9 protein-coding genes are annotated in these 26,824 nt (G+C 71.2%); 1 reads left to right on the forward strand and 8 read right to left on the reverse strand.

The features are described 5' to 3' along the window. Positions 1-88: 88 nt before the first annotated feature. From CU254_RS30045 to CU254_RS30080, 8 genes are all read right to left on the reverse strand, one after another. On the reverse strand, positions 89-10,432 hold the full coding sequence (locus tag CU254_RS30045) for an SDR family NAD(P)-dependent oxidoreductase (protein WP_369871187.1): 10,344 nt from the start codon (positions 10,430-10,432) through the stop codon (positions 89-91). Between the two features lie 126 nt (positions 10,433-10,558). Further along, positions 10,559-15,304, reverse strand: coding sequence for a type I polyketide synthase (locus CU254_RS30050; protein WP_369871188.1), 4,746 nt, complete (start codon positions 15,302-15,304; stop codon positions 10,559-10,561). After that, positions 15,289-20,424, reverse strand: a complete 5,136-nt coding sequence (locus CU254_RS30055) for a type I polyketide synthase (protein WP_009082181.1) — start codon at positions 20,422-20,424, stop codon at positions 15,289-15,291. The genes CU254_RS30050 and CU254_RS30055 overlap by 16 nt, the downstream gene beginning before the upstream one ends. 98 nt (positions 20,425-20,522) lie before the next feature. After that, positions 20,523-21,395 (reverse strand): nucleotide disphospho-sugar-binding domain-containing protein, encoded by an 873-nt coding sequence (locus tag CU254_RS30060; RefSeq protein WP_037715256.1) that lies wholly within the window; start codon positions 21,393-21,395, stop codon positions 20,523-20,525. A gap of 100 nt (positions 21,396-21,495) precedes the next feature. Continuing rightward, positions 21,496-24,051, reverse strand: coding sequence for an ABC transporter permease (locus CU254_RS30065; RefSeq protein WP_009082184.1), 2,556 nt, complete (start codon positions 24,049-24,051; stop codon positions 21,496-21,498). Further along, the gene (locus CU254_RS30070; protein ID WP_234392767.1) at positions 24,048-24,788 is read right to left on the reverse strand and encodes an ABC transporter ATP-binding protein; all 741 of its coding nucleotides are present in this window, start codon (positions 24,786-24,788) and stop codon (positions 24,048-24,050) included. Before CU254_RS30070 ends, CU254_RS30065 begins: the two co-directional genes overlap by 4 nt. Before the next feature lie 23 nt (positions 24,789-24,811). Next, on the reverse strand, positions 24,812-25,042 hold the full coding sequence (locus CU254_RS30075; RefSeq protein WP_037363841.1) for a hypothetical protein: 231 nt from the start codon (positions 25,040-25,042) through the stop codon (positions 24,812-24,814). A gap of 109 nt (positions 25,043-25,151) precedes the next feature. Beyond that, entirely contained in the window at positions 25,152-25,571 is a 420-nt protein-coding gene (locus CU254_RS30080; RefSeq protein WP_100266929.1) for a hypothetical protein, read from the reverse strand. Between the two features lie 70 nt (positions 25,572-25,641). Here CU254_RS30080 and CU254_RS30085 point away from each other — a divergent pair, with 70 nt between their 5' ends. Next, a complete protein-coding gene (locus CU254_RS30085; protein WP_009082186.1) occupies positions 25,642-26,352 on the forward strand; it encodes a TetR family transcriptional regulator in 711 nt (236 codons plus the stop codon). Positions 26,353-26,824 lie beyond the last annotated feature (472 nt).

Raw genomic sequence — 26,824 nt, forward strand, 5'->3', positions numbered from 1 at the left:
GGTTCGGTCAAGCGGGGAAACTGTCGGGATCAAGTGGGCCACAGCGGCCGCGAGAGCGGCAATACCGGCCGGGCCCGATAGGGGTGGGCTAATCGTCGTCCCCACCCCCGATTGCCATGCTGATCAACGCGTCGGTGTCCAGCTCGTCGATCGTGTCCTCGTCCACCGAGGACAGTTCCGGCTCCTCGTCGGCGACGGCCTGCTCCGGAACCTGGATGCCCGCCAGTTCGAGCAGCCCGTCGAGCAGGCCCGCCGAACGCAGCCGCTCCAGCGGGATCGCCGCCAGCGCGTCCCGGATTCCCTGGTCCGACAACGGTTCCGGCTCGGCCTCGGCCGGGGCCAGCTCGGACACCAGGTGCTCGGCGAGGATCCGCGGCGTCGGGTAGTCGAAGATCAGGCTGACCGGCAGCTTCAGTCCGGTGACGAGGCTGAGCTTGTTGCGGAACCCGGTGGCGGACAAGGAATCGAAGCCGACCTCGTTGAACGAACGGTCCGCTTCCACCGCCTCCGGACCGGCGTGCCCGAGCAGCGTCGCCGCGTGCGTGCGCACCAGGGTGAGCACGGTCGGCACCCGCTTGCCCGGCGGCAGCGCGCCGAGCTTCTGCGCCAGCGTTTCGGTGTCCTCCACCGCGTCCTGAGCCGCGCGACGACCGCGAGAGCCGGCGAGTTCGCGCAGGACGGCGGGGAGGTCGTCGTCGCCGGAGGAAGCCAGGACGCGGGTGTCCAGCGCGATCGGCACGAGCAGCGGTTCGGGCGAACCCGCTGCCGCGTCCAGCAACCGTAGACCGTCCTCAGTGGACAGAGCGGTGATGCCGGTTTCGCCGATGCGGTGGGCGTCCGCGTCCTCCAGCGCCGCGCCCATGCCGCCGCCCCAGAGGCCCCAGGCGAGCGAAGAGCCCGCGAGGCCTTCGCGACGACGGCGGACCGCCAGCGCGTCGAGGTAGGCGTTGGCCGCGGCGTAGCTGCCCTGCCCCGGTGCGCCGAGCACGCCGGCGGCCGAGGAGAACAGGACGAACGCGGTCAGGTTGCGGTCGCGGGTCAGCTCGTCGAGCGTCGCCGCGGCGTCGACCTTCGGGCGCAGGACGTGGTCGAGACGTTCTGGCGTAAGGGAAGTCAGCACCCCATCGTCCAGGACACCGGCCGCATGCACCACGCCACGCAGGTCGATTCCTTCCAGCAATGCGGAAACCGCGGCGCGGTCGGCCACGTCGCAGGCGGCGAGGGTGACCTCCGCGCCGAGCCCGGCCAGTTCGTCCCGCAGCTCGGTCGCGCCCGGTGCGTCCGCACCGCGACGGCTGACCAGCAGCAGGTTCCGCACGCCGTGTTCGGTCACCAGGTGCCGGGCGACGGAACCGCCGAGCGCACCGGTCGCACCGGTGATCAGCACCGTGCCTTCCGGATCCCAGACCGGCGCGGCAGCCGCGTCCCCGGCTCGTTGCAGGCGCGGCACCAGCACTGCCCCGGCGCGGAGAGCGACCTGCGGTTCGTCCGACGCCGACACCGCGGCCAGGGTGCGGCCGCTAGGGGTTCCGGTGCCGAGGTCGACCAGGGTGATCCGGTCCGGATGCTCGGCCTGCGCCGAACGGACCAGTCCGGCCACCGCGGCGCCGACCGGGTCGGGACTTTCCTCGGCGTCGGCCGCGACCGCGCCTCGGGTGACCACCAGCAGCGAGCCCTCCGGACGGCCGAGGAACGTCTGCAGTTCGCCGAGGACCCGGTGCAGTTCCGCGTGCACGTCGGTACCGGCGGACGGCAGCACGAGCAGGCCGGACGCGTCACCGATGCTGGGCGCGGCGGTCGCCGCGAGCGTCTCGGTGAGGCCGAACGGGTCGTCGCCGACCACGGTCCAGTCGGTGACCTCGGGGACCGCGTCGAGGTCGGTCTGCTCCCACGCGAGGCGGAACAGCGACTCCGTGCCCCCGGTTTCGGCGGCCTGTGGCTGTGCCGACATCGGGCGCAGCAGCAGCGAATCCACTGAGGCGACCGGCGCGCCGGTGCCGTCCGCGATCTCCAGCGCGGCCGCTCCGGAGCCGATCTGCTTCACGTGCACCCGCAGCGTCGTCGCACCGACCGCGTGCAGCCGGACTCCTTCCCACGCGAACGGCAGCGCCGGTTCGTCCCCGACCGCACCGGAGACGCCGATGGTGTGCAAGGCGGCGTCGAGCACGGCCGGGTGAATGCCGTATCGGTCCACATCGGACACCGACGCGGGCAGCTGGATCTCCGCGAACGCTTCTCCGTCACCCTTCCAGGCAGCGACGAGACCACGGAATGCCGGGCCGTACGCGAGTCCGTCGGCAGCCAGTCCCTCATAGGTGCCCTCGAGTTGCACCTGCTCGGCGGCTGGCGGCCAGGCGGAGAGGTCGAACTTCTCCGCCTTGCCTGCCTTGGCGAGCCGGCCGGTGGCGTGCCGGGTCCACGGGACGCCGTCCGCCGCACCTTCCGGTCGCGAGTGGACAGTGAACGTCCGGACGCCGTTTTCCGCGGCATCGAGGGCGAACTGCACGCGGACGCCGGTTCGCTCCGGCACCACGAGCGGGTACTCCAGCGTCAGCTCGTCCAGGCGCGGGCATCCGGCCTCGTCTCCGGACCGGATCGCCATCTCGACGAAACCGGTGCCGGGGAACAGGATCGAGCCGCCGACGACGTGGTCGGCCAGCCACGGGTGCGTGCCGACGGACAGCCGTCCGGTGAACAGAAGACCCTCCGCACCGGCCAGCTCCGTCGCGGTGCCGAGCAGCGGGTGGTCTTCCTGGCCCGGCGCGGCGGCCGTGCTTTCCAGCCAGTAACGCTGGCGCTGGAACGGATAGGTCGGCACTGGCACCGGGTGCGCACCGGTCGGCGCGTAGATTGCTGCCCAGTCGACGTCGACGCCGCTGACGTGCAGCTGCGCGACGCCGGTGAGCGCGGCGACCGCTTCGTCCTGCTGCTTGTGCAGCAGCGAGGCGAACACGAGGCCGTCCGGACGCTCGTCGAGGCAGGCGTCGGCCATCGCGGTGAGCGTGGCGTCCGGGCCCAGTTCGAGGAACCGGGTCACGCCGTCCGCTGCGGCCCGGGTGACCGCGTCGCGGAACTGCACGCCTGCGCGGACCTGGTTCACCCAGTACTCGGGTGAGGCCAGGTCGTCGGCGGGCTCGCCGGTGACCGTCGAGATGACCGGGATCCTCGGGTCCGCATAGGACAGTCCTTCCGCGACAGTGCGGAACTCGGCGAGCATCGGGTCCATCAGTCGCGAGTGGAACGCGTGCGAGACGCGGAGTTGCTTGGTGCGCTCGAACTTCGCCGCCACCTGAGACACCGCTTCCGCGGCACCAGAGATCACGACCGCGGTCGGGCCGTTCACTGCGGCAATGTCCACAGAGTCCCCGGCGGCTTCGCGAACCGCCTCGGGAGTTCCATCGATCGCGACCATCGCGCCACCGGTCGGCAGCGCCTGCATCAGCTTGCCACGGGCGACCACCAGCTTCGCGGCGTCGGCCAGCGAGAACACACCAGCGCAGTGCGCGGCGGCGAGTTCGCCGATCGAGTGCCCGGCCAGCAGGTCCGGCTTCACACCCCAGGATCGGACCGTGCGGAACAGCGCGACTTCCAGCGCGAACAGCGCCGGTTGCGTCCAACGGGTCTCGTCGAGGCCGTCGCCGCTTTCGATCACTTCGCGCAGCGGACGGTCGAGGTGCTTGTCGAGTTCGGCGCACACCTCGTCGTAGGCCTCGGCGAACGCCGGATACCGCGCGGCCAGCTGCGTGCCCATCTGCGCCCGCTGCGAACCCTGGCCGGCGAACAGGAACGCGGTCCGGCCGCCGCCAGTGGCGATGCCGCGGACGACGCCGCGTGCGTCCTCTTCGTCCACCAAGGCCGCCAGCCCGCGCACGAACTGCGGCGAACGGCTGCCGATCAGCACTGCGCGGCGGTCGAACGCACTGCGCGTGGTCGCCAGCGAGAGGCCGATGTCGGCGACGCTGCCTTCCGGGTCCTCGTCCACATAGGACATCAGCTGCTCCGCCTTCGCCCGCAACGCGACCGCGCCGCGGCCGGAGACCGGCCAGGCGACCGGACCGTCGTACTCCGGACCCGTCGAGGCAGTGACCTCGCGCCGGTCGCCCTCCTCCAGGATGACGTGCGCGTTGGTGCCGCTCACGCCGAAGGACGAGACGCCGACGCGGCGGGTGTGGCCGTTGGGCAGCCACTTCACCGGTTCGGCGAGCACCCGCACCGCGCCCGTGGACCAGTCGATCTCGCTCGACGGTTTGCCCACGTGCAGGGTCGCGGGGAGTTCGCCGTGCCGCATCGCTTCGATCATTTTGATCACGCCCGCCGCACCCGCGGCCGCCTGCGTGTGCCCGATGTTCGACTTCACCGAGCCGATCCACAACGGACGGTCCGCCGACGTCTGCGTGCCGTAAGTGGCCAGCAGCGCCTGGACTTCGATCGGGTCGCCGAGCTTCGTGCCGGTGCCGTGCGCTTCGAGGGCGTCCACATCGGACGGTTCCAGGCCGGCGTCGGCCAGCGCGGCGCGGATCACCCGCTGCTGCGCGGGACCGTTCGGGGCGGTCAGGCCGTTCGACGTGCCGTCCTGGTTCACCGCGCTGCCCTTGAGGATCGCGAGCACCGGGTGGCCGTTGGCGCGGGCGTCGGACAGGCGCTCCAGCACCAGCACGCCGACGCCTTCGGACCAGGTCGTGCCGTCGGCGTCGTCGGAGAACACCTTGCACCGGCCGTCGGCGGCGAGTCCTTGCTGACGGCTGAATTCCACAAAGGTCTCCGGCGTGGCCATCACCGTGACGCCGCCGGCCAGCGCGAGCGAGCAGTCGCCGCCGCGCAGCGCCTGCGCCGCCATGTGCATCGCGACCAGCGACGACGAGCACGCGGTGTCGACGGACACGGCCGGGCCTTCGAGGCCGAGGGTGTAGGAAACGCGGCCGGTGACGATCGAGCCAGCGCTGTTCGCACCCACGTAGTCGTGGTACTGGACGCCCGCGTAGACGCCGGTCGGGCTGCCCTTGAGCGAGACCGGGTCGATGCCGGACCGCTCCAGCGCCTCCCAGGACGCTTCGAGCAGCAGCCGCTGCTGTGGGTCGATCATCGGCGCTTCCTTCGGCGAGACACCGAAGAAGGTCGGGTCGAAATCGCCCGCGTCGTAGACGAATCCGCCGCGCGCGACGTAGGTGGTGCCGGGACGGCGGCCGGTCGGATCGAGCAGGCCGTCGATGTCCCAGCCGCGGTCGGCCGGGAAGTCCCCGATCGCGTCGCGGCCCTCGGCGACCAGTTCCCACAGCTGTTCCGGCGAGGTCACGCCGCCGGGCAGACGGCAGGCCATACCGACAATCGCGATCGGCTCGTCCGAGTTGTCCTTAGTGGACACCGTGCTGATTTCGACGGAAGTGCCAGCCAGTTCGTCGAGCAGGTGCCCGGCGAGGGCAGTCGGCGTGGGGTGGTCGAAGATCAGCGTCGCGGGCAGCCGCTGGCCGGTGGCCGCGGTGAGGCCGTTGCGGAGTTCGATCGCGGTCAGCGAGTCGAAGCCGAGCGACTGGAACTGCGCCGACGGCTCGATCTCGTGCGCCGCCCGGTAACCGAGCACGGTGGCGGCGTGGCTGCGCACCAGTTCCAGCACCGCGTCGCGACGGTCTTCTTCGGGCAGCCCGAGCAGCCGCGCCGCGAATGAGTCCACTGAGGACTCCGCAGCGGCGGCGACTCGGCGGGTGGTGCGGCCGACGAGTTGCTCCAGCGTGCGCGGGAGCCGGTCGAGTTTGCGCAGCACCGGCAGGTCGAGCTTCGCCGGGACCGCGGTCGGCTTGCGGACGGCGATGGCGCGGTCGAACATCGCCAGACCCTCCGCTGTGGACAGTGGCACGATGCCGCTGGCCGCGAGCCGCTGCACCTCTTCTTCGGTGAGCGTGCCGCCCATGCCGCCGACCTCGCCCCACAGGCCCCAGTCCAGCGACAGACCCGGCAGACCGTGCGCGACGCGGTGTGACGCGAGTGCGTCCAGGTATGCGTTGGCTGCGGCGTAGCTGCCCTGGCCAGGCGCGCCGAGCACGCCGGAGACGGACGAGAACAGCACGAACGCGGACAGCGCGATATCGCGGGTGAGTTCGTGCAGGTTCAGCGCGCCGTCGACCTTCGGAGCGAGCACGGCGTCGACCCGCTCCGGGGTCAATGCGGTGACCACGCCGTCGTCGAGAACGCCCGCAGCGTGCACGACCGCGGTGAGCGGGTTCTCCTCCGGCAGCGACGCCAGCACGCTGGCCAGCGCCTCGCGGTCGGCGACGTCGCAGCGCTCCAGCCGGACGTCGACCTCGCTTTCGCGCAGTTCGTCGGCCAGCTGGTCGAGCGCGGGCGTGATTCGCCGGCTGAGCAGCAGCAACCGGCGGACGCCGTGCTCGGCGACCAGGTGCCGGGCAAGCTTTCCGCCCAGTGCCCCGGACGCGCCGGTGACGAGCACCGTGCCGTGCGGGCAGAAGTACGGCCGCTCCAGTTCGGGCGTCGTGCGGACCAGCCGGGGCACGAGGACGGTGCCGAGCCGGACCGCCGCCTGCGCCTCGCCCGAGGCCAGGACCTGCGGCAACACCGTGTCCGGCGTGGTTTCGGCGTCGAGGTCGAGCAGGACGAACGCGTCCGGGTTCTCCTCCTGTGCAGAGCGGACCAGGCCCCAGACCGCGGAGGCGGCGAGGTCGGTGACGTCCCCGGCGGCCGGGACCGCGCCGCGGGTGACCACGACGAGCCGGGCGTCCGAAGAGTGCTCCTCGGCCAGCCAGGCCTGCAGCGCAGCTAGCACCCGGTGGGTCAGCTCATGGGTTTCCGCCGCGGTGCCGGATTCGCCGATGCACTCCAGAATCTGGACCGCAGCAGTGTCCACAGTGGCTTCGATGTCCGCCGAGCGCTGCCATTCGATCCGGTACAGCGGCGCGGCCTGTTCGGCGACCGGTGCGGCGAACGCGCGGAACACCGTCTCGGCGACCGTCGCGACCGGAGCGCCGGTCGGGTCGGCGAGGGCGATCGTGAAACCGTCCTCTGTGGTCGGTGTGAACCGCACGCGCAGCGCGGACGCACCGGTGGCGTGCAGCTCAACTCCGGTCCAGCAGAACGGAACCCGGCCGACGCCGCCGTCCCCGCCACCGGCGACGCGCAGCGCGTGGGTGCACGCGTCGAGCGCGGCCGGGTGCAGGCCGAAGCGGTCCGCGTCGCTGTCCTCCGGCAACGCGACCTCGGCGAAGATCTCGCCGTCGCGCTGCCAGACTGCTTGCAGGGACCGGAAAAGCGGTCCGTACGTGAGTCCGGTGTCGGCGAAATCGTCGTACAGACCGTCGATGGCGACCGGCTCCGCACCGGCAGGCGGCCACTCGGTTAGGGCAGTGCCGCCGCTAGCCGGCTGCGGCGCGACGCTGCCGCTTGCGTGCAGGGTCCAGTCGACGTCCTCGTCCTCGGGTCGCGAGTGGACAGTCACCGTGCGGACGTCGCGCTCCCCCGCCGCACCGACGGTGACCTGCACCTGGATGCCGCCGCGGGCGGGCAGGACAAGCGGGCTGCCGAGGGTCAGTTCCTCGATCCGGCCGGAGCCGACCTGGTCTCCGGCGCGGACGACGAGTTCCAGGAACGCCGTCCCCGGCACGGTCACCGCGTCGCCGAGCTGGTGTTCGGCCAGCCACGGGTGCGTTTCGACAGACAGCCGGCCGGTGAGCACGACGCCGTCGGTGTCCGCGAGCGCTACGGCCGCGCCGAGCAGCGGGTGCCCGGCGGACGTCAGCCCAGCGGCAGTGACCTCGTCGCGGTTGGCGCGGGCGTCGAGCCAGTACCGTTTGCGCTGGAAGGCATACGGCGGCAGGTCGACGCGCTGGGCACCCCGGTCGGCGAAGACCGCGGCCCAGTCCGGGGTCAGGCCGCTGACGTAAAGCTCGGCCAGCGCGGTCAGCGCGGCCGTCGGTTCTTCGCGGTCCTTGCGGAGCACCGGAACCACGAGCGCGTCGGACGTCTGACGGACCAGCGCGGACAGCACGCCGTCCGGGCCGACCTCGACGAAACGGCCAACGCCTTGGGCAGCAAGGGTTCCCACGCCGTCGTGGAACCGGACCGCGGCGCGCACCTGGCGTACCCAGTAGTCCGGAGTGGACATGTCGACATCTGGGCCGACTGTGGAGACGATCGGGATTTCCGGCTGCTGGTAGGTCAGGCCTCGAGCGACGGCGGCGAATTCCGCGAGCATCGGTTCCATCAGCGGCGAGTGGAACGCGTGCGAGACCTTGAGCTTCGCGGACTTCCGCCCGTCGAACGCAGCCACCACGCCGGCGACGGCTTCCTCGGTGCCGGAAAGCACCACGGAATCCGGACCGTTGATCGCGGCGATGCTGACGTCGTCCGTCAGATGCGGCGTGACCTCGTCCTCGGTCGCCTGCAGAGCCACCATTGACCCGCCGGTCGGCAGCGCCTGCATCAGCCGAGCCCGCGCGGCGACCAAGGTAGCGGCGTCGGCCAGCGAGAAGACTCCGGCGACGTGTGCGGCAGCGAGTTCGCCGATCGAGTGGCCGAGCAGGAAGTCCGGTTTGATCCCCCACGACGCGAGCAGCCGGAACAGCGCGACCTCGATCGCGAACAGCGCGGGCTGGGTGTAGCCGGTCTGGTTGATCAGCCGCGGTTTCTCGAACAGCACTGTCTTGAGTGGACGGTCGAGGTGCTGGTCCAGTTCGGCGCAAACCTCGTCCAGCGCCTCGCGGAAGACCGGGAACGCGGCGGCCAGCGCGGCCCCCATCCCGGCCCGCTGCGCGCCCTGCCCCGAGAACAGGAATGCGGTCAGCCCTTCCACCTGCGTACCCGTGATGACGTCCGGAGTCGCGACACCGTCGGCGAGAGCCGCGATGGCCTGTTCCGGATCCTCGGCCAGCACAACCGCGCGGTGCGACAGCGGCGAACGCGAGGTGGCGAGCGAAAAGCCGAGGTCAAGCGGGGCCGCCGGAAGCGCGATCAGCTGCGCGGCCTGTGCCCGCAGCGCCGCACTGCCGTGGCCAGCCAGCGGCAGCGGAACCGCGACGTCCTCCGGCCAGCTCGGCGTAACCGGCGCGGCGGCCTCCACCGCAGGCGCTTCCTCCAGGATGACGTGCGCGTTGGTACCGCTCACGCCGAACGACGAAATACCCGCACGACGCGGCCGCTCCCCCGCCGCCCACGGACGTTCGGTGCGCAGCAGCTCCACCGCACCGGCGGACCAATCGACCTCTGTGGACGGTTCGGTGACGTGCAGCGTGCGCGGCAGCAGACCGTGCCGCATCGCCTGCACCATCTTGATCACGCCGCTGACCCCGGCCGCCGCCTGCGCGTGCCCGATGTTCGACTTGATCGAGCCCAGCCACAGCGGTTCGGTGCGGTCCTGGCCGTAAGTGGCCAGCAAGGCTTGCGCCTCAATGGGATCACCCAGCGTAGTGCCGGTGCCGTGGCCCTCGACAGCGTCCACATCGGACGCCGACAGCCGCGCGTTGGCCAGTGCCTGCCGGATCACGCGCTGCTGCGAGGGACCGTTCGGCGCGGTGAGGCCGTTGGACGCACCGTCGGAGTTCACCGCGGAGCCGCGCACGACCGCGAGCACCGGGTGTCCGTTGCGCTGGGCGTCGGAAAGCCGTTCCAGCAACAGGGTTCCCGCGCCCTCGGCCCAGCCGGTGCCGTCCGCGCTGTCCGAGAACGCCTTGCACCGGCCGTCGGGCGCCAACCCGCGCTGCCGGCTGAAGGCGAGGAACGGACCGGGCCGCGACATGATCATCACACCGCCCGCCAGCGCGAGCGAGCAGTCCCGCTGGCGGAGCGACTGCACCGCCAAGTGCAGCGCGACCAGCGAGGACGAGCACGCGGAGTCGATCGTGACGGCCGGGCCTTCCAGACCGAGCGCGTACGCGATCCGGCCGGAGATGACCGAACCGGCGTTGCCGGTGCTCAGGTAGTCCTCGACCTCGCCCGCGAGCACGGACGGCGGCAGCTCGTCGTAATAGTCCTGCCCGCCGCTGCCGACGAACACGCCGACCTGCTGTTTCGCCAGCGAGTGCGGGGCGATCCCGGCGCGCTCGAAGGTCTCCCACGCCAGCTCGAGCACGAGCCGCTGCTGCGGGTCCATCGCGAGCGCCTCGCGCGGCGAGATGCCGAAGAACGGCGCGTCGAACTCGCCCGCTTCGTGCACGAACCCGCCTTCGGAGACGTAGCTCGTGCCGGGGCTGTCCGGGTCGGCGTCGAACAGCCGGTCCAGCGCCCAGCCGCGGTCGGCGGGGAACTCCCCGATCGCGTCGCGGCCCTGCGCGACCAGCTCCCACAGGTCGTCGGCGGACCGGACGCCGCCGGGGTAGCGGCAGCCCATCGCCACGATCGCGATCGGCTCGGATTCGGCGGCCTCGACCGCGCGCAGCCGCGCCCGCGTCTCCTGCAGGTTGGCGGTGACCCGCTTCAGGTAGTCGACCAGCTTGGTTTCGTCGGTCCTGGCTTCGTCAGACATCTGGAGAACCTCTTGTCGCGGTTTCGGGCTGTCCGTGAAGGGCTCCTTGAGGGAATCTGATTCCCGGAAGGAGCCCTTCACGGACAACGGGGGTCAGGCGCCGAGCTCGTCGTCGATGAGGGCGAACAGTTCGTCGGTGGTGGCCGTTTCGAGCGCTTCGGCGCCGGAGTGGCCGCCCGACAGCGTCTGGTGCAGCGCGGCGACGACCGCCTGCAGCCGGGGCAGGATGCGGGACCGGTCGATCTCCGCGGCGTCGAGCGCGGCGGCCGCCGCTTCGAGCCGGTCGAGCCCGGCCTCGAGCGGGACCTCCGTCTCGCCCGCGCACAACTGGCTCCACAGGTGTTCGGCCAGCGCCTGCGGGTTGACGTGGTCGAACGCGACCGTGGCGGGCAGCTTCAGCCCGGTGCCGGCGCCGAGCCGGTTGCGCAGGTCGACCGCGGTCACCGAGTCGAAGCCGAGTTCCTTGAAGGCCCGTGCGGGTTCCACCGCGCCGCCGTCGTCGTATCCGGCGACCGCGGCGACCTCGCCGCGGACCAGGTCCAGCACGGTCCGGCGCTGTTCGGCCGGGCTCAGCGACGCCAGCCGGGTGGCGAGATCGCCCGCGCCGACCGGTTCGGCGTCGGCCTGGTCGGCCGCGGCCTCCGGGATGCCGCGCAACAGCGGCCGGGGCCGGGCGAGCTGGTAGACCGGCGCGAACGCGGCCCAGTCGATGTCCGCGACGACCAGCTGGGACTCGTCGCGGTCGAGTGCCTGACCGAGCGCTTCGACGGCCAGCCGCGGGTCCATCTCGGCCAATCCCATGCGGCGCAACAGATCGCTCGCGTCCGCGTCGACCATCCCGCCCCCGCCCCAGGAACCCCAGGCCACCGCGGTCGCGGTCCGTCCGGCTGCCCGACGGCGGCGGGCCAGCGCGTCGAGGTAGGCGTTGCTGGCCCCGTAGGCGGGCTGGCCGGAGGTGCCCCACACGGCGGCACCGGAGGACATCAGGACGAACGCGTCGAGTTCGGTGTCGCCGAGCAGCCGGTCGAGCAGTTCAGCACCGGTAACCTTCGCGCGGATCGCGGCGGTGAACTCCTCCGGCGTGACGTCGACCAGCGCGGGTTCGCGGGTCAGCACCCCGGCGGCGTGCACCACCGCGGTCGGCGGGTGCTCGGCGAGCAGCTTGGACAGAGCCGTCTCGTCGGCAACGTCGCAGGTCACGACGGTGACGCGGGTGCCGGACAGCTCTTCCACCAGTTCGCGCGCGCCCTCGGCTTCGAGACCGCGACGGCTGGTCAGCACCAGGTGTTCGGCTCCGCGAGAGGCGAGCCAGCGCGCGACGTGTCCGCCGACCGCGCCGGTGCCGCCGGTGATGAGCACGGTTCCGCGCGGCTGCCACGGCTCGGCGACGTCCGGGCCGAGCGGCGCGTGCACCATGCGCTTGGCGAACACTCCGGACGGCCGGATCGCGACCTGGTCCTCGTCGTTGATGCCGGAGAGCACGGCGGCGAGCTTCGCCGCGTCAGACGCCTCGGTGACGTCGACCAGACCGCCCCAGCTGCCCGGTTGGTCCAGGGCGACCACGGTGCCGAGGCCCCACACCGAAGCGGCTTCGGGGTCGGCGTCGGAGAAGGCGTCGACCGCGACCGCGCCTCGGGTGACGACCCACGCCGGAGCGTCGATCTCGTTGTCCCGCAAGGCTTGCAGGAGCGCGATGGTGTTGAGGGTCGGGTTCTCATCGAAGGCGAGCAGCGACAGGACACCGTCGAAGGGACGGACTGCGGCTGCCTCTCCGAGCAGATCGGCCAACGCGGCGCGGGTGTAGTCGGCCGCGACCAGACGGACGACGTCGCCCTGTTCGGCCAGTGCGTCCGCCAGGCCGGTTGCTTGCGCGACCCCGGCGGGGACGACGACCAGCCAGCTGCCGGTGAGTACGCTCGTCACTCCGGACAGCGGGGACCACGACACGCGGTACCGCCACGAGTCCACAGTAGACAGATCGGTGCGGCGGCTGTGCCAGGCGGCCAGCGCCGGGACGACCTCGGCGAGCGGGCCGGTGCCGACGCCGAGCCGGGCGGCGAGCGCGTCGACGTCGCCACCGGTCACGTCCTGCCAGAATTCCTGGTCGGCCACCGGGGTCGCCGCCTCCGCCGGGGCGGCTTCCTCTTCGTGCCAGAAACGCTTGTGCTGGAACGGATAGGTCGGCAGGTCCGCGATCCGGCCGCCGGGGACCAGCGAGAGCCAGTCGACCGAACCGCCGCGGACCGCGTACTCCGCCATCGAGGTCGCGAACCGGGTCAGGTCGCCCTCATCGCGCCGCAGCGTGCCGACGACCGAACCCGTGTGCCCGGTTTCGTCCAGCGTCTCTTGGATGCTCATGGCCAGCACCGGATGCGGGCTGATCTCGATGAACCGCGTGTAACCGCCTTCGGCGAGCTGCGCGACGACCGGGGCGAACCGCACCGTGCGGCGCAGGTTGGCAAACCAGTACGCGGCATCCACAGTGGACTCTTCGACCGCGTCGAGGGTGACCGTGGAGGTCATCGCGACCTCGCCGCGGCGGGGTTCTATCGGGGCGAGGTCGGCGAGCAGCCGGTCCGAGAGGTGTTCGACGTGCGCCGAGTGCGACGCGTAGTCCACCGGGACCAGCTTGGCGCGGAAGCCTTCGGCCACCAACTGGTCGCGCAGCTCTTCGAGGGCTGCGGTGTCGCCGGACAGCACAGCGGACGTCGCGCCGTTGTCGGCCGCGACCGAGATCCGGCCGTCCCAGGCGGCGAGTCGCGCTTCCAGTTCGGTCGCCGGGAGTCCTGCCGCGAGCATGCCCCCGCCACGTCCGCCGAGGACGTCACCGATCGCCTTGCTCCGCAACGCGACCACCAGCGCACCGTCCTCAAGCGACAGTGCACCCGAGACAGTCGCCGCGGCGATCTCGCCCTGCGAGTGCCCGATCACCATGTCCGGCTCGACCCCGTGCGCACGCCACAGCGCGGCCAGAGAAACCATGACCGCCCACAGCATCGGCTGCACGACGTCGACCCGGTCGGCCGGCGGGGTGCCGGGTTCTCCGCGCAGCACTTCGAGGACCGACCAGGCGGTGAACTTCCGCAGCGCGGTGTCGCATTCGGACATCCGGGCGGCGAAGGCCGGAGACTGCTCGATGAGGTCGAGCGCCATGCCAGTCCACTGTGAACCCTGGCCGGGGAAGACGAAGACGGTCCGTCCGCGCACGTCCGCGGTGCCGGTGACCACGTCCGGGCGGGAAGCACCAGAAGCCAACGCGCGCAAGGCTTCCGAAGCCTGCTTGCGGTCCTGCGCGACAACGACCGCGCGATGGTCCAGCGGCGCGCGGCCGGTGGCGAGGGTGTGCACGACATCGGCGAGGTCACTGTCCACTTCGGCCAGCTGCCCGGCCGCCGCCGCGAGCGCAGCGGGAGTCTTCGCCGACAGGGCCAGCGGGTAGACCGGGGCTGACGCGGCCGTAGCCTCCTCGACGGCAGGGGCTTGTTCCAGGATCACGTGCGCGTTCGTCCCGCTCACGCCGAACGACGACACCGCCGCTCGCCGCGGCCGGTTCACCTCGGGCCACGCCTGCGGTTCGGTGAGCAGCTCGACCGCGCCGGACGTCCAATCGACGTGCTTCGACGGCGTCCCGACGTGCAGTGTCTTCGGCAGCCGGGCGTGCTGCAGTGCCTGCACCATCTTGATCACGCCCGCGACGCCGGCTGCGGCCTGCGGGTGGCCCATGTTCGACTTGATCGAGCCGAGCAGCAACGGCGCACCGCTGCTGCGCTGGCCGTAGGTTTCCAGCAGCGACTGGGCTTCGATCGGGTCGCCCAACGCGGTTCCGGTGCCGTGCGCCTCGACCGCGTCCACATCGGACACTGACAGGCCAGCGTCGGCGAGCGCGGCCTCGATCACGCGGACTTGCGAGGGACCGTTCGGTGCCGAGAAACCATTGCTGGCCCCGTCCTGGTTGACCGCCGAACCGCGCAGCAGCGCGAGCACGCGGTGCCCGTTGCGCTGCGCGTCGGAAAGCCGCTCCAGGACGAGCACGCCGACGCCTTCCGCCCACGAAGTACCGTCCGCGTCGTCGGAGAACGACTTGCTCCGGCCGTCCGCCGCGAGACCGCGACGGCTGCAGAAGTCCACGAACATCTCCGGCGTGCCCATCACCGCGACGCCGCTCGCCAGGGCGAGCGTGCAGTCGCCGCGCCGCAGCCCTTGCGCGGCCATGTGCAGCGCGACCAGCGAAGACGAGCACGCGGTGTCCACCGACACCGACGGTCCTTCGAGGCCGAGCGTGTAGGAAACCTGGCCGGACACGAGGCTGCCGTCCGGGCTGCCGCCGCTGTAGTCGTGGTACATCACGCCGGCGTAGACCCCGGTCGAACTGCCCTTGAGGCCGTGCGGGTCGAGCCCGGCGCGCTCGAACGCCTCCCACGAAGCTTCGAGCAGGATCCGCTGCTGCGGGTCGGCGCGACGGGCGTCGCGCGGACTGATGCCGAAGAACTCGGCGTCGAAATCCGCTGCGCCGTAAAGGAAACCGCCGTGCCGGGTGTAGGTCTTGCCGGGCCGCTCGGGCACCGGGTCGTAGACGCCCTCGATGTCCCAGCCGCGGTCGGCCGGGAACTCCCCGATCGCGTCGCGGCCCTCCTCGACGAGGTCCCACAGGTCGTCCGGCGTCCGCACGCCCCCGGGGTAACGGCAGCTCATGCCGATGATGGCGATCGGCTCGGTGTCGCGCGCCTCCAGTTCGTGCAGCCGGCGGCGGGCCTGTTTGAGGTCGGCCGTCGCCCGCTTCAGGTAGTCGCGGAGCTTGTCCTCGTTGCTCATGGTCTGCCCGTTCATGAGATGCCCAATTCGTCGTCCAGGACGGCAAACAGCTCGTCGTCGGTGGCCTCGTCCAGATCGGCTTCGGTTTCGGCTCCGGCGTGCGCGTCGGTCCACTTGCGCACCAGGGCGTCGAGCCGCGCGGTGACCTTCGCAGTCGACCCGTTCAGCGTTGCGGCCGCGCCGCCGAGGAGGGTTTCCAGCCGGTCGATCTCGCTGAGCAGCGGGTCGGCCGGACCGCGGCCGACGCCCAACAGTTCGTGCAAGCGGCGGGCCAGCGCGGCCGGGGTCGGGTGGTCGAACACGATGGTCGCGGTCAGCTTGAGCCCGGTGCGCGCGCCGAGCTGGTTGCGCAGTTCGACGGAGGTAAGGGAATCGAAGCCCATCTCCTGGAACGCGCGTTCCGGCTCGACCGCGGCGGCGTTCGCGAAGCCGAGGATCGCCGCGACCTGCTCCGACACCACACCGAGCAGGTACTCCTCGCGCTCGGCCTCCGGCACGGTCGCCAGCCGGGTCGCGGGCGCCGGCGCCTTCTTGACCGGGCGGCGCACCATGCCGCGCAGGACCGGGGGCAGATCGTCGGTCCGGGCCCGCAGCGCGGCCTGGTCCAGGCGGACCGGGGCGAGCACGGGCTCGGGCGAGGCGAGGCAGGCGTCCAGCAGGGCGAGAGCTTCGGCGGTCGCCATCGGCGGGGTACCCAGGCGGCGAAGGCGGCGCAAGTCCGCTTCGGACAGTTCGCCCGCCATGCCGCCGTCTTCGGACCAGGCACCCCAGCACAGCGAGGTAGCCGGAAGTCCTTGGGCGCGGCGGTGTTCGGCCAGTTCGTCGAGGAACGCGTTGGCCGCGGCGTAGCCAGCCTGTCCGGCGGCGAGGACCGTGCTGGCGGCGGACGAGAACAGGACGAACGCGTCGAGATCGCTCGTCAGCTCGTGCAGGTTCCAGGCACCGTCGACCTTCGGCGCGAAGACCCGGGCGGTTTCTTCTTCAGTCAGCGTCTCGACGCGGCCAGCTGAGGGCACGCCCGCCGCGTGGATGACCGCGGAGAGCGGACCGACCGTGGCAAGGAGGTTCCGCACCGAGTCCGCGTCGGTGACGTCGCAGCTCTCGACCGCGACCGTCGCACCGAGGGCGATCAGCTCGTCGCGCAACACGGCCGCACCGGGTGCGTCCGCTCCCCGACGGCTGGTCAGGAGGAGGTTTCGCACCCCGTGCTTCGTCACGAGGTGTCGGGCAACGACCGCACCGAGTCCGCCCGTGCCGCCGGTGACCAGCACCTTGTCCCAGTTCAGCTCGGTTGGTTCGGCAGCGACGGTGGTGAAGCGTGGCGCGAACACCTGGCCGTCGCGGACCGCGCTCTCGGGCTCGCCGGTGGCCAGCGCTGCGTCCGGGTCGCCGTCGACCAGCGCGAAGCGGCCCGGGTTCTCGGCTGCGGCGGCGCGGACGAGACCCCAGGCCGGGGCCAGCGCCGGATCGACGTCCTCGCCGTACACGGAAACCGCGCCACGCGTAACGACCGCGAGCCGACCGTCTCCGTCGAGGGTTTCCTTGATGGCAGCGAGCACCTTCGCAGCGACCGCGCGCGCGGCTTCCGGCACTCGACTCTCCGGAGTGGACACTTCGAGAATCCGGAAGTCGTGCTGCTCCCCAGTGTTCGCGACGGACTCCCACTTGACCTGGTACAGCGCGTCCTTCGCCGGGGCCAGCTTCAGTGCCCGCGCGGCGAGTGCCTCGACGGTGAGCACCGGGCCGCCGGTGGCGTCGGCGATGTGCAGGGTGATCGCGTCGGTGCCTGCTGGGGCGACTCGAACGCGCAGCGACGACGCGCCCGGCGAGTGCACCGTGGTGCCGCTGAACGAGAACGGCAGCATCGGCTCCGCGTCACCTTCGGGGGCTGGGCCGAGGAGTTGCGCGTGCATGGCAGCGTCGAGCAGGGCGGGGTGGACGCCGTAGTCGCGGGCCTCGGCACCGTCGGGAAGCGTGACCTCCGCGTAGATGACGTCGCCGTCCTGCCACATTGCTTGCAGGCCTCGGAAAGCCGGGCCGTAGTCGTAGCCCAAGGCAGTGAGGGTCGTGTACGGGTCGTCCAGCTCGACCTTTGCCGCGCCGGCGGGCGGCCATTCGGCGAGATCGAACGACGGCGGTTCCGCATTCGGGGCAACGAAACCGCTCGCGTGCCGGGTCCAGGCTTCCGCGCTGTCTTGTCGCGAGTGGACGGTCACCGTGCGGCGGCCGTTCTCGTCCGGAGCCTCGACGGAGACCTGGAGCGACGCGCTTTCGGTAAGTGTGAGCGGCGCTTCGAGGGTGAGTTCCTCGAGGTGCGCGCAGCCGACCTCGTCGGCCGCACGGTGCACCAGCTCGACAAACGCCGTCCCCGGAACCAGAACCGTGCCGAGGACGACGTGGTCCGCGACCCAGCCGACGCTGCTGGCGGACAGGCGGCCGGTGAGCACCACCGAGTCGGTTTCCGGCAAGTGGACGACGGAACTCAGCATCGGGTGTTCGGCGGGCCGCTGGCCGTGTTCGGTCGCGTCGCCGCTGGCTGTGTCGGCGGGAAGCCAGTAGCGGGTGCGACGGAACGCGTATGTCGGCAGCTCGACACGGCGTGCGCCCGGGTAGAACGCGGTCCAATCAACCGGGACGCCGCGGGCGTGCAGTGTCGCGAACGCAGTGACGGCCGTGCTCGCTTCGCCCCGATCCTTGCGGAGCGCGGGGACGAACACGAGGGTGTCGTCGTCGAATCCGTTCTGGGCCGCGGCGGTGAGCACCGCGGACGGTCCAATTTCGACAAACGTGCGGACGCCTTCGTCCACCAGCTGCTGGACCCCGGCGTGGAAGCGCACCGCAGCGCGCACCTGGCGCACCCAGTAGTCCGGAGTGGACAGATCCTCGCCGACACCGACGGTGGAGACGATCGGAATTTGCGGCTTCGCGTAGGTGAGTTTCTCCGCCACGACGGCGAATTCGGCGAGCATCGGCTCCATCAGCGGTGAGTGGAACGCGTGCGACACCTTGAGCTTCGAGGACTTCCGCCCGTCGAACTTCGCCACCACCGCGCCGACGGCGGCTTCGGTGCCGGAAAGCACGACCGAGTCCGGACCGTTGATCGCGGCGATGCTGACGTCGCCAGTCAGATGCGGCGTGACCTCGTCCTCGGTCGCCTGCATAGCCACCATCGACCCGCCGGACGGCAGCGCCTGCATCAGCCGAGCCCGCGCACCGACCAAGACCGCTGCGTCCGGAAGCGAGAGAATCCCGGCGACGTGCGCGGCAGCCAGCTCGCCGATCGAATGACCGAGCAGGAAGTCCGGCTTGATCCCCCACGACGCGAGCAACCGGAACAGCGCGACCTCGACCGCGAAAAGCGCGGGCTGCGTGAAACCAGTGCGCTCCAGTTCGGCGGCATCGTCGAGGACCGTCTTCAGTGGACGGTCAAGTTGCGGATCGAGTTCGGCGCACACGGCCTCGAAAGCTTCGGCGAACACCGGGTACTTCGCGGCGAGTTCCGTGCCCATCCCGGCACGCTGTGCGCCCTGGCCGGTGAAGAGGAACGCCGTACGGCCGTTGGTGCGGCGGTCCCGTATTTCGTGCAGCTCTTCACGCGTGGCACCGACGAGGACGGCGCGGTGGTCAAGCATGGACCTGGTGGTGGCCAAGGAGAACCCGATATCGGTGGGCGAGCCTTCGACCGCCGAAAGCTGGTGCACCTGGGCATCGAGCGTCTCCGCAGTGTCCGCGGACACCGGCCACGCGAGCACCGGCACCTCAGCGGGTGCAGGGGCCTCCTCGACCGGCTCGGCCTGCTCCACGATCACGTGCGCGTTGGTGCCGCTGATCCCGAACGACGACACCGCGGCCCGGCGCGCGCGTCCGGTCTCCGGCCATGGGCGCGCCTCGGTAAGCAGCTCGACCTCGCCAGCCGACCAGTCCACGTGCGGCGACGGCGCGTCGACGTGCAGGGTCTTCGGCAGCACGCCGTGCCGGATCGCTTCCACGACCTTGATCACGCCGCCGACCCCGGCCGCGGCCTGGGTGTGTCCGATATTCGACTTGAGCGAGCCCAGCCACAGCGGCTCGGCACGGTCCTGGCCATAGGTCGCGAGCAGCGCCTGCGCCTCGATCGGGTCGCCGAGCTTCGTGCCGGTGCCATGGCCCTCGACGAGGTCGACGTCCGCCGTGGTCAGCCCGGCCGATTCCAGCGCTTGGCGGATCACTCGCTGCTGCGCGGGTCCATTGGGGACAGTCAGCCCGCTCGACGCGCCGTCGGAGTTCACCGCGGAGCCGCGGATCACGGCGAGCACCGGATGCCCGTTGCGACGGGCTTCGGAAAGCCGCTCGACCACGAGGACGCCCGCGCCCTCGCCCCAGCCGGTGCCGTCGGCCGCGGCGGCGAACGCCTTGCAGCGGCCGTCGTCGGAAAGCCCGCGCTGCTCGGAGAAATACACAAAAGTCTCGGGAGTGGCCATCACCGTGACGCCGCCGACCAGCGCGAGCGAACAGTCGCCGCGGCGGAGCGCCTGCGCTGCCCAGTGGAGCGCGACGAGCGACGACGAGCAAGCGGTGTCCACGCTCACCGCCGGTCCTTCGAGGCCGAGCGCGTAAGCGACCCGGCCCGAGACGACGCTGCCGGCGGCCGCGTGTCCGGCGTAGTCGTGGTACATGACACCGGTGAACACGCCGGTTTCGCTGCCGCGCAACGTCTCCGGCGCGATCCCGGCTCGTTCCAGCGCGGTCCACGAGGTTTCCAGCAGGATCCGCTGCTGCGCGTCCATGGCAAGCGCCTCGCGCGGCGAGATGCCGAAGAACTCCGGGTCGAATTCCGCCGCGTCGTACAGGAAACCGGCCTCACGCGTGTTCGTGGTGCCGGGCCGTTCGCCGGTGGGGTCGTACAGCGTGTCCAGCGGCCAGCCGCGGTCCTCGGGGAAGCCGCCGATCGCGTCGGTTCCGGTGGCGACGAGGTTCCACAGGTCCTCGGGCGACGTGACGCCGCCCGGGTACCGGCAGGCCATGCCGACGATCGCGATCGGCTCGCCGTCGCGCTCGCGCGTTTCCTGCAGTGCCCGCTTCGCTTCGCGAAGATCAGTCGTCGCGCGTTTGAGGTAGGCGAGCAGTTTGCGCTCGTTCTCGCCGCTGGACTGGAAGTCGCTACTCACGCCAATCGCCCCGCCTAACCGCGAAAAAGGGTGGAAGGTGCCACGTCGGGAACGCTACCGACGGCGTTGGCGTGCCCCCACCCCTAGCGGCCCCACATTCAGCTGGCCAGCGCGGCGGCGACTTCGCGCGGGGCCGGCGATGCGGCCACCTCTGCCCGCAACGCGTCCGCACCGGCGCGCAGCGATTCGTCCGTCAGCCGGGAAATCCCTTCCGCCGCACCGGAAATCCCGGCACCCGCGGCGGTGACGCGAGTGCCGAAGGCGGACTCGGTCAACGACAGCTGCGGCAGTCCGTACGCCACCGCGGCGAGCGCTAAAGTCTCGTCACCGTCGTGCACCACCGCCGCGCACGTCGGCAACACGGCAGCCGGAGGTGCGGCGTCGACGAGTTTTACCTTCGGCGGCAAGGCCAGCCCGGCAGGCAGTTCCGCCGCACAGATAATTTCATAGTCCACATCGGACAGTGCAGTGAAGACCGGCTCATACCAGGACGGATCATTCAGCGACAAGAGAACGCGCGGACGACGTGCCTTGCGACGCAACCAAGTCGGCACCTCGACGGGACCGAAGTACGGCACGTGCCGAAGCGGTTGTCCGGGAGTGTCCCGTAAGGAAGGCGGCACAACGTCGAGCGTGTGGTCCGCAGCGGCGTCCGGCTCGTCGGCCGGTCCCAGCACGCGCACCGCTTTCGCGTCCACCTCGCGGGCCGCAGCGATTCCGGCGTCCGCGTTCGACACCACCACCGCGGGCCGCCACAGCCGCGCGAACTCGGCCAGCGCGGCGGATTCGGTCAGCTCCGCGTCGCCGTCCTCCAGCTCGACCGCGACGCAGCCGGTGCGGAGGATGTCTTCGACGAGCGCGGGCCGTCCGGCGATTTTCACGTCGTGCCCGGCGGTCCGCAGCGCCCAGGCCAGTGGCACCAGGGTGTGCAGACGGGCCGGGGAGGACGGCGCGGCCAGGAGTACACGCATGGGGATCACTCCAGATACGACGAAAACCGGGCCGGCCCGGTGCGGACAGTCGTGACGAGACTATCCACCCCGGACCGGCCCGGCGTACCCCTAGAAACCGTTACTGGCCGGGCATTTTCACCGCTTCGATGGCGCTGCGGCGCATCGCCAGCCGGGCCGAGAGCGCGGTCGCCGGCCACACGATCAGGAAAATCGCGAGCACCACGGCGAGGAACACCCAGATCGGCCCGGACGGGATGATCTCGCCGGTGGTCAGCGCCATCGGCACCACGGTGAAGAGCGAGATCACGATGCCGAGCACCAGCCCGGTCACCGCCACGATCCCGCCTTCCACGAACAGCATCCGCCGCACCTGGCCGCGATCCGCACCGGCGAGCCGCTGCGCGCCGAACTCCCGCCGGCGGGCCAGCACGGCCACCGAAAGCGTGTTCACCGCGGCGATCGCGGCGTACGCGATGGCGAGCACGGCCAGCAGGTAGTTGATCAGCGCCTCGACGTCGGCACTCGCCTGGAAACTCGCGGCGAGTGCACTGTCGTCGCCGACCGTGACCCCGGGCCAGTCCTTCGTCCGGTCGGACAGCGCCGACACGACCCCGCTGGCGTCCCCACTGCGTACGAGCACCTGCGATGCCAGGCCGCTCGTGGTGTGCGCGGCCAGCAGCTCGGCGGGCAGGATCATGCTCGCGTAACTGGACGGGCTGTCCAGCAACGCGACCACGGTCACCGGGACCTGCGCCCCGTCGCCGAGCCGCATCTTGATCTTCGACCCGACCTTGACCTCGAGCTTGTCGGCCACCGACGCGGGCAGCGCCACGGAGTTCCCGCGCAACGCCGTCAGCGAACCTTCGGTGACCTCGGTGGCGAGCACCGTGCCGCCCTGGTCCTGCGCGGCGACGCCCAGCAGCCGCAACGGGTCGCTTCCGTTGCCGTCGTAGGGCTCCTCGACCCAGCCGGAGCTGGTGACGAGCGGCGACGACGTCGAAACTCCCGGCGTGCTGCGGATCTGCGCGAGCTGGTCCGGCGAGAACCCGCCCGCGATCGAGGTCACCACCGCGTCCGCCTGCAGCTGCCCGGCGTACGCGGCGATCTGCGCTTTCTGCGCGGTGGTCTCGGAATACACGTTGCCGAGCGCGACCGCGCTGGCGAGCGTGATCGGAGTGAGCACCGCGGCGAACGCGACGGCCCGCGCTCGCGTGTTGATGACCGCGAGCGTGGCGTCGCGGCCGGCGACCCGGCGCACGAACGGACCGAACCGGTCCACCACCCACGCGATGATCTCCGGACCGAGCAGCGCGACGCCGATCGCGCCGGTGAGCACCGCCGGGCCGCCGATCGCCGCCGCGGTGTCGGCGGGCATGAAGATCGTGGTCGCGGCGAGCAGCACCGTCGCCGCGCCGCAGATCAGCGCGCCCGTGCGGCGCAACGCGTTCACCTTGACGCCCGGGATCGCCGCTTCGGCCAGCGCCTGGATGGGCCGGGCACGAGCGGCGGCCAGCGCGGCGAACCACGCGGCCCCGAAGGTGATCGCGAGCGTCGCGATGATCCCGGCCGCGAACGCGATGATGTCCTGGGTGAAGGCGAGTTCGTCCGGCACGATGCCGAGCGAGCCGCTCGTGCTGAAGATCCAGTTGCCGAGCAGGCTGCCCAGGAACGCCCCGCACACCGCGGCGAGCGCGCCGACCGCCATCGTCTCCATGACGACCATGCGGTGCACCTGTTTCGGCGTCGCCCCGGTCGCCCGCAGCAGCGCGAGTTCCTGCTGCCGCTGCCGGACGGTGAGGCTGATCGTCGCGGACACCACCAGCGCCATCACGACCAGCACCATGCCGCCGAACACCGCGGCGAGCAGGATCAGCGGCAGCTGGCTCCCGCTCACGCCGAGGAATTCGGCCGACCCGCGGTCGTCGCCGGTGAGCACGGTGGCCGACGGGACTTGCTCCGAGATCTTGCCCGCCAGCTCGGTCGCGTCGACGCCGTCGGCGGGGAAAACGCCGACCAGCCCGACCGTGCCGGGATGCGGGTTGAACCGCTGGGCGTCCGTAACGGAGAAGAAGAACGCGGGCGACTTCACGGTCTGCGAAGGCTCCGCGACACCGGAAACCTGGAACGACTGCCGCTGCCCGTTCACCGCCAGGTCGACGGCCGAACCCGCGTGCAGGCCGGCCGCGGACGCGGTGGCCGCGTCGAGCACGACCTGGCCCGACGCGTTCGGAGCCGCGCCCTCGGTCAGCTTGTATCCGCCCAGCGAAGCCGAATCCCAGCCGTGTCCGGAAAGGACAGCCGCACCCGACTCGGCGGGCGCGCCGTCGTGCAGCAGGACCGTCGCGAACGACACGTCCGGCACCGCCTGCCCGACGCCCTGCACTCCCGAGATCTTCGCGACCTGGTCCTCCGGCAGTACCGCCCGCTCGGCGTACGGGACGACCTGGGATTCCTCGTCCGGCAGCTTGAACCCGGCGGAACCGCCGACGACGAGCGGAGCCGCGGCCAGCCGCTGCGGCGCGGCCTTCAGCACGATCGCCGTCTCGAACAGTCCGGCGCACGCGATCAGCAGACCGCAGCCGATGAGGATGGCGACGAACGACGCGAGCGAAGCCGCCGCGCGGTACCGGAGACTCGACAGCGCGAGCGCGAGCACCACTCGCCGCGAGTTCACCGCTGCCTCCTCGCTTGCTCGCCGAGGTGTGCCAGGGTGCTCGCCACCGCGTCGACGCTCGGGTTGGCCATCTGCGTGACGATCCGGCCGTCGACCAGGAAGAGCACGTTGTCCGCGTGGGACGCCGCGACCGGGTCGTGGGTGACCATCACGATGGTCTGGCCCGCGCTGACCAGCTCGCGCATCAGGCCGAGCACCTCGAGCGCGGTGGTGGTGTCGAGCGCGCCGGTGGGCTCGTCGGCGAACACCACGGCCGGGCGGGCGGCGAGCGCGCGGGCGATCGCGACGCGCTGCTGCTGCCCGCCGGACAGCTCGCCGGGCCGGTGCTTCACTCGCTGGGACAGCCCGACGCGCGCGATCACCTGGTCCACCCACGCCTTGTCCGGCGCGCGGCCGGCCAGCAGCGTGGGCAGCGTGACGTTCTGCTCCACGTTCAGCGCGGGCATCAGGTTGAACGACTGGAAAATGAACGCGACGTGCTCGCGGCGCAGCTCGGTGAGCTGCGTTTCGTTCTTGCCCTTGAGGTCGGTCCCGACGAGGGTGACCTTGCCCGAGGTCGGCGTGTCCAGCCCGGCCGCGCAGTGCAGCAGCGTGCTCTTGCCGGAACCGGACGGGCCCATCACCGCGGTGAAGGTGCCCGCCGGGAAGGCAACGGACACGCCGGCGAGCGCTTCGACCGCGCTCTCGCCGCGGCCGTAGGTTTTGTGCACCGCGTCCAGCTGGACGGGCGTTGCCACGGAAGTGGTGGTGGACACGTCGTTCACTCCGATCCGTTCCCGGAACCGCGGCGGTCGAGCGACCACCACACCGCGAGCACGATGGCGCCTCCGCCCAGCGTCCACAGCCAAAACGGCGATTTGAACGACATGCTGATGAGACTCATCAGCAGCCAGATCACGAACTGGACGCCGGTGATGGCGGCCCAGGCGATCGTGACGACGCGGCGAGCGAGTCCGCTCCCGGAGCGGGTCTTCTCGGTGCTCTCCGACATGAGGCCCCCCAATACGGCTTCGACGGAGTCGGAATTAATTGTGTAAGGCTTGAACAGTTTAGCGGACGTCCGCCGATCGGGGAACCCCGGGCCCGTGCACAGGGGTTGGTCAGGAAGCCCCGCCCGCCGAAGCGCGAGCCCGCCGGTCGAAGTCCCGGACGCTCCACACGCCCGCGACCAGCACTCCGCCGCCGAGCAGCACCCACAGCAGCCACAGCGGATCCCACTGCCCGCCGATGACGCCGATGCCGAACCAGATCAGCGCGTTCACCGCCGCGACCAGCACCCAAAGCCGGAACGCGAGCCCCGGCGCGGCCTCCAGCAGCGGAGGCGGCGACCCGGAGGCACGCCCCTCGACCGCGGCCCGCAGCGCGGCGTGCGACCCGGCGAGCCGGATCCGAGCCAGCCTGCGGGCAGCTTCCTGCCCGTCGCAGGCCCCCTCGGAGCGCGCGTGCTCGACCTCGGTCGCCGCCAGCTTCCGGTCCAGCTCGGTGACCTTCCCGAATCCGAACCGGTTGGTCTCGCTCACGTTGGCTCGCCCCCAGACCAGATCAGTGTAAGACTTGCACAGTTTACTGAAAGACGTACCGGAGCGAAAGATGCCGATCGAGCCCGATCCCCGAGCCCTGCCGCCGGGCCTGGCCCCAGCCTGGCTGGGCACGCCGCGCCCCCGCCGAGGACCGAAGCCGTCGCACACCGTCGAAGCAGTGGTAGCGGCAGCGGTCGAGTTGGCCGACACCGAAGGCCTGGCAGCCGCGTCGCTGCCGAACATCGCGTCCGCACTCGGGCTCACGACCAACGCGCTGTACCGCTACGTAACCTCGAAAGACGAACTGCTGATCCTCCTGGCCGAAGCCGGCTTCGGCCCACCCCCGCCACCCCCAGTCGGCCTGGACTGGCGCGCCGCAGTCCGCACCTGGGCCGACGCAGCGACAAAACGCTACGCCGCTCGCCCATGGCTGCTCGACGTCCGCGAAGGCCTCACCCCACACCGCCTCCGGTGGACCGAACAACTCCTGGCGGTCTTTACGGAAGCCGGACTGTCCACAGTAGACGCACTGTCGTGCGCCGAACTGGTCTCCGCAGTAGTCCGCGCCACCGCAGATCGCCGCCGCACGATCGCCGATCCAGACTCGCCGGAGTCGACCGAGCACGCCGCTGACGTCCGGGCCTTCCTGCAACCCCGCCTAGCCGAGGGCGGTTACCCGCACCTGGCGGCCTTGACGGAAGCCCGCGAATACCCAGCCGCCGCCCCCGAGGATTTCGCCCTGGAACGGGTTCTGGACGGAATCGCCGCGCTGCTCCCCTGACCAGCCGTCCGTGAGGGGAACCCTGAGGGACTCTGAGTCCCTCAGGGTTCCCCTCACGACCCACACCCGGCACCGCCCCAATGCCACATTGGTTGCGTCCCATGCACCCAATGTGGCTTTCGGTGCGTCACATGCACCCAATGCCACATTGGGGCGCTACCCGCTCACCGCGCTCCCCAAGCCCCACGCACCCAAGCCGCGCAACAACCGCCACCCGCCGCACCCAAACAGCGAGGCACCAAAACCGCGCAACAACCGCCACCGCCGCACCCAAACAACGCACCACCCAACCCGCGAAAAACCGCCGCCGCCACACCCAACCCCCGGGGGCACCCACCCCTCCCCCAACCCCGATACAAAGCCGCCCTGCGGTTCGGGGGTGCTTGTCAAGGCATCTTTCCCGCCTTGACAAGCACCCCCGAACCGTCAGCACAATCGGCTCTCGGGGTGCCCCACGCAACCAAGGCGCAGC

The organism is Amycolatopsis sp. AA4, assembly GCF_002796545.1.
In the GTDB taxonomy this organism is placed as follows: domain Bacteria; phylum Actinomycetota; class Actinomycetes; order Mycobacteriales; family Pseudonocardiaceae; genus Amycolatopsis.